At 73.6% G+C, this 5108-nt stretch carries 6 protein-coding genes; 1 reads left to right on the plus strand and 5 read right to left on the minus strand.

Annotation, left to right across the window (positions count from 1 at the left end; all coding sequences use genetic code 11):
- Positions 1-941 (plus strand): cell division protein ZapE (gene zapE / locus G7A99_RS15775; protein WP_163141859.1); only part of this gene is annotated, 941 nt, incomplete at its 5' end.
- A gap of 10 nt (positions 942-951) precedes the next feature.
- On the opposite strand, the gene G7A99_RS15780 is transcribed toward zapE, so the two are convergent.
- From G7A99_RS15780 to gspJ, 5 genes are all read right to left on the minus strand, one after another.
- Complete coding sequence (locus tag G7A99_RS15780) at positions 952-1749, minus strand: type II secretion system protein N (protein WP_163141862.1); 798 nt, start codon at positions 1747-1749, stop codon at positions 952-954.
- The gene (gspM, locus tag G7A99_RS15785; protein ID WP_018716556.1) at positions 1746-2240 is read right to left on the minus strand and encodes a type II secretion system protein GspM; all 495 of its coding nucleotides are present in this window, start codon (positions 2238-2240) and stop codon (positions 1746-1748) included. The genes G7A99_RS15780 and gspM overlap by 4 nt, the downstream gene beginning before the upstream one ends.
- Positions 2237-3430 carry a type II secretion system protein GspL gene (gene gspL / locus G7A99_RS15790; protein ID WP_163141864.1) on the minus strand — a complete coding sequence of 398 codons (1194 nt, stop codon included), beginning with the start codon at positions 3428-3430 and terminating at the stop codon, positions 2237-2239. Before gspL ends, gspM begins: the two co-directional genes overlap by 4 nt.
- 70 nt (positions 3431-3500) lie before the next feature.
- Positions 3501-4451 (minus strand): type II secretion system minor pseudopilin GspK, encoded by a 951-nt coding sequence (gene gspK, locus G7A99_RS15795; RefSeq protein WP_163141867.1) that lies wholly within the window; start codon positions 4449-4451, stop codon positions 3501-3503.
- On the minus strand, positions 4448-5035 hold the full coding sequence (gene gspJ, locus G7A99_RS15800; protein ID WP_163141870.1) for a type II secretion system minor pseudopilin GspJ: 588 nt from the start codon (positions 5033-5035) through the stop codon (positions 4448-4450). Before gspJ ends, gspK begins: the two co-directional genes overlap by 4 nt.
- Positions 5036-5108: the final 73 nt, after the last annotated feature.

Here is a 5108-nt window from a genome sequence, read left to right on the forward strand (position 1 = left end):
CGCCGGAGACCGTGGAGCCGGAGACCGGCGTGTACCTCTGGGGCAGTGTCGGCCGGGGCAAGACCTGGCTGATGGATATCTTCTACGAGAGCCTGCCCTTCGAGGCGCGGCGGCGGCTGCACTTCCACCGCTTCATGCGCGCCGTGCACACCCGGCTGAAGACGCTCAAGGAACGCCAGGATCCGCTGGACATCATCGCCGAGGAGTGGGCCGCGGACACCCGGGTGCTGTGCTTCGACGAGTTCTTCGTCTCCGATATCGCCGACGCCATGCTCCTCGCCGGCCTGCTCCAGGGGCTGTTCCGGCGCGGGGTAACCCTGGTGGCGACCTCCAACATCCCGCCCCACGAGCTCTATTGGGACGGGCTGCAGCGGGAGCGTTTCGTCCCGGCGATCGAGCTGCTCGAGCGTCACACCGAGGTGATCCCCGTCGACGGTGACACGGACTACCGCCTGCGCTTCCTCGAGCAGGCGGAGATCTATCACACGCCGCTGGACGCCGAGGCGGATGCGGTGCTCACCCGGGACTTCGACCATGTGCGCCCGGACGGCGGCGAGGTGACCGACGAGACCGTGCTGGAGGTGGAGGGCCGGGAGATCCCGGTGCGGCGCGTGGCGGACGGGGTCGTGTGGTTCGCCTTCGATGCCGTCTGCCGGGGGCCGCGCAGCCAGAATGATTACATCGAGATCGCCCGCCAGTTCCACACGGTGGTGATCTCCGACATCCCGGTGTTCGATCGCGACAGCGAGGATGATGCCCGGCGCTTCATCAATCTTGTGGACGAGTTTTACGACCGCGGGGTCAAGCTGATCTGCTCCGCCGCCGACGAGCCGGATTCGCTCTACCGGGGGCACCGCCTGGGTTTCGAGTTCGAGCGCACCGCGAGCCGCCTCACCGAGATGCAGTCGCGCAGCTACCTCGCCCTGCCTCACCGGCCCTGACCGGGGCGGTTCAGTCGCCCGCGTTCTGGCTGGCGCGGACGCCGGAGCGGTCGCCGCTTGCCTCCAGCACCGTCGTGCCGTCGGGGTTGGCGAGGTTCAGCCGGCGGGCGAGGGCGCGTCCCGCCTCCTCGCGGCCGGGGCGCGGGGCGAGCTCCAGGCGGGCATGGAAGGTGCCGTCCGCGGTAACGTCCGCCTTGCCGTCGACCGTGAGTACGCCGCCGTCGGCGGACAGGGTCGCGGTGATGCCGCCGTTCCCGCCGGGCGCAAGATCGAGGGTGAGCGTGCCGAGCGGATAGTGCTCGCCCAGGTTCAGCGCCGCCGATTCCCAGCGCAGGCGCCCGTCGGCGGTGACCGGCCGGCGCCCGTCGACCACCAGGCGACGCAGCGTGGCGTCGAGGATGCCGTCCACGGTGAAGGCCAGGCCGCCGCGGCGGGCCCAGTCGAGCACGGTGTCCACGTCCAGGCGGGCGAGGGCGTCGCGGACCTCGACGCGGCCGCCGGGCGCGGCGGCGAGCTGCGCGGCGAGGTCACCGTTGTCGCCGCGGGCGCGGAGCGTCGCCTCCAGCCGGCCGCCGAGCAGGGCTGCCGGGTGAATCCGCCACTCCACGCCGTGCAGGGTGGTGCCGCGGTAGGTTAGCCCCGTGGCACGGCCGGACCAGACCGTGCCTTCCGGTTCGTGCAGACGTACCGGCACGATGTCCCCCGCCACGGACCAGGCGACCCGGGCGGGGAGGGTGATGGCGGTGGTGACCAGGGCACCGAGGAGGAACAGGGCGAGTAGCCCGATACGCCGGCCCCAACGCCTCACGGAGACGGCCCCTGGAGCACCAGCCGGGCGTCGACGCGCCCGGGCGTGCCGGTGGCCCGGAACGAGGCGGAGCCCGCCTGTATCCCGTGGCTGTCGCGCAGGCCGGCGAGCCAGGGCACGAGGCCGTCGAAGGCGGCGCCGTTGAGGGTGACGCGGGCCTCCGCGTTGCCGGCGGGCTCGATCCGCTCCAGTGCCTCGCCGAGGCCGGCCTGCCGGGCGCTCTCCTCGACGAGGACGTAGACCGCCCTCGGGTCCGTGTGCTCCGCTCCCCCGGCCTGCCGGCGCTGCCGCAACGCCTCCGCCTCGCCGGCGTGCGCGCGCATCCACGCAAGATCGGTCTCGGCGGCGGCCAGGCGGTCGTGCAGCGCCGGCCCCGCCTGGCGCGGCGGCAGCCACAGGCCGAAGAACCAGGCGATCACGGCGAGCGCGACGGCGCCGGCGATCAGGATGCGCCGGTCGCGGGGGGCGAGGTCGTGCCACCAGCGCCTCATGAGCCCGTCTCCACGTGCAGCCGGCCGCTGACGCCGTCGGCCTCGCGGGTGACGTTGCGTACCTCGACGGTGAGCCCGGCATCGGCGAGGCGCCGCTCCAGGGCGTCGACGCCGGCGAGCTCTGCAGTCTGAACGGCGAGCTCGGCACCGCCCTCCCCCCAGGTCAGGCCGGTGAGCCGCACCGGGCCCATCACGGGCGCGACGCGGGTCAACAGGGGCAGCAGGCCCGCCGCCGCGCTGCCGCCGCCGCGCAGGGCGGCGAGCCGGCTCTCCATCTGCCGGCGCGGGTACACCGGCGTGCCGGCGTCCGGGAATGCCTCCGTGAAGATCGACGCAATATCGGCCTCCCGTGCGGCAATGGTCTGCTCCAGGTGCCACTGCGCCAGCCATCCCCGGGCCGTGTCCGCCAGCATTACCACCGCGAGCAGGATCGCCGCAGTGCGCCAGACCCGCCAGCGCCGCCGCCAACGGCCGGTGCCCCCGGTGTCCACCGGCCGCAGCCCGATGGCATGGCGGGTGTCCAGGTTCTCGGCGAGCAGGGCGGGGACGTCGGTGACCGTGTGGCGCTCCGCCTCCGGCGCCACCTCCGGCAGGGGCAGCGTCGCGCCGGGGGTGAGGTAGGCCACCAGCCGTGGCGGGGCGTCGTCGCCGGCCTCGCTCAGGGCGGCCTCCAGGAACAGTGCGAGGACGTCGCTCTCGCAGGCGAAGCCGGTCTGGACCCCGGTGCGTACCAGCGCCCGGTCGCCGGCGACCAGTATCGTCCACGCGTGCTCGTGGCGGGGCAGCGCGAGGTAGTCCGGGTAGATCTGCTCGGCGTGGATGCCGGCCCGGGCGAGCCGCTCCTCCCAGGCCTGAAGGGCGCGTGCGGCGACCACCGCGACGTGGACCTCGCCGGCGGCGTTGCGCTCGCCGAGCAGGAAGTGCAGTGCCTCCACGTCCTCGCTGAGCTGATCCTCCATGGCCCAGGGCACCGCCTGGGCCATGCGCTGGCGGCTGCGCACGGGCATGGCCACCCGGGTGGTGAGCACCGCGGTCCCGGGCGCCAGGGCGTAGACACGCCGCGAGCGCGCCAGAGCTGCGGGGTCATCCTCCGGGCCGGCCCCGGTCAGCCGGCCCTGGGCATCCAGGCAGCGTGCGGCCAGGGGCGCGTCCGCGTCGGCGGCGATTTGGACGATCAATCGCGGGCGCATTCGCCTGACCTTCCGTTAGAGCGAATCCCTTTATCCGTATTGTCACCGAAAACCCGGGGAGCGCCAATGTTCACGGCGGCGTCTCGCCGCGGTAGATCACCTCGATCGGTCCGTCCGTCGTGCGGTGTATCACCGAGTAGTGCGTGGCGTTAACGCGGCCCAGCGAGACCCGGGCGGTCACCAGGAAATAGTCGCTGTCGACCCTCAGCCAGGTCCGTGGCAGCTCCGGCTGCGCCAGTGAGGGGGCGAGCTGCAGGGCCGCCTCGACGCTGGTGAGGGTGGTGTCCCTGCGGCCAGCGACGAGGGCACGAACGTCGCCGGCGGCGACGTCCGGGTGCAGCGCTGCCAGCAGCTCCGGCGGGGCGGTGTTGAGGTTGATGCCCTCGGCCTCGACGGGCAGGGCGGTGACCCGGCCCTGCAGGGCGGCGAGGACGGCGTCGTCGACGCCGCGGATCAGGCGCAGCCCGGAGGCACCGGCCAGCGGGGCGTTGGCCGCGCGGTACGGCGGCTGCTGGCGGGTGTAGAAGTCGTCCTCGGCGCCGCCGGGGAAGCCGGGCTGGAGGTCGTCGTCGATCCAGTCCTCGATCGCCGGCGCGATGCCCGCCGCCGGCGCGGTGGGCACCGCCGCGCCCACCAGGCGCTCCAGCGCGGCGGCGGCCAGGCGCCGGCGCTGCTCGTCGCCGGCGGCGAGGGCATTGAGATTGAGCCGGCCCTGGAGGTCCTCGATGGTCACGGTGATGGTCGCGCCGCCCTCGTTTACCGGCGGGAGCTCGCCATACCAGGCGTCGCCGGCGCCGTCGGCGTCGTTGTCGCCGCGGTCGCGGGCGAGGATGTCGACGGCCACGGCCTCGGCGGCGAGGGCGTACTGCCACGCCTGGCCGTCGGCGACGACGTTCTGCGTGCGCCGGATCGCGAGGTGGCCCTGCCACAGCAGCGCGGTGGCCGCGGTGGCCGCCAGCGCGGTGATCAGCACCGCGGTGATCAGGGCGACGCCACGCTGCCGGTATCGGGATGCGCTCATGGCAGCAGGAACACCCGGCGTAGAATGCCGTATTGGGGGTGGCGCAGGCTCACGGCGACCGCGCGGGGCAGCACCGGCACGTCGGTGTCGGCGTTGGCCGGCGGCGGCCAGGTCGGCTGCCAGTCATCGAGCAGGAAGCGGAAGCCGACCTCGGTGACCCCGTCGAGGAGGACCGTCCGCGTGACCTGCGGCTCGTAGGGGCTGTCCATCATCGCGTAGCGCTCGCGCACCAGGGCGCCGTCGCGCACCGCGTAGGCGATGCGTTCGAAGTGGCTGCGTCGGCGTCCCAGCGGGTTGGGGCGGCCGCCGTGCACGAGCATGAGGGTATCGCCGTCGGCGTGCAGCGGCACCTGCGGGTCGCCGCGGCGGTCGCGGTAGCCCCGGAGCGGGGTGGCGCTGCGGAAATCCCGGGCCATGACGGTGAACGCCGTCTGCACCGAGGCCAGGCGGGCGGTCTCGGTATCGACGCGTTCCCGGGTGTCCATCACCGTCGCGAGCCCGCCGTAGGCGATCACTGAGACCACCGCGAAGATCGCCACTGCCACCAGCAGCTCGATCAGGGTGAAGCCGCCGCCCCGGTTCACGGCTGCAGCCCCGGATCGCGGAGCACGCCCTGCAGCGTCGTTACCGTGCGTTGCGGGTCGGCGGGGGCGGCCA

It is taken from the genome of Arhodomonas sp. KWT, assembly GCF_010993615.1.

Coding starts and splice junctions, on each gene's coding strand:
- gspM (WP_018716556.1), bottom strand. CDS start 2,240: ATGAGGCGCTGGTGGCACGACCTCGCCCCCCGCGACCGGCGCATCCTG.
- gspL (WP_163141864.1), bottom strand. CDS start 3,430: ATGCGCCCGCGATTGATCGTCCAAATCGCCGCCGACGCGGACGCGCCC.
- gspK (WP_163141867.1), bottom strand. CDS start 4,451: ATGAGCGCATCCCGATACCGGCAGCGTGGCGTCGCCCTGATCACCGCG.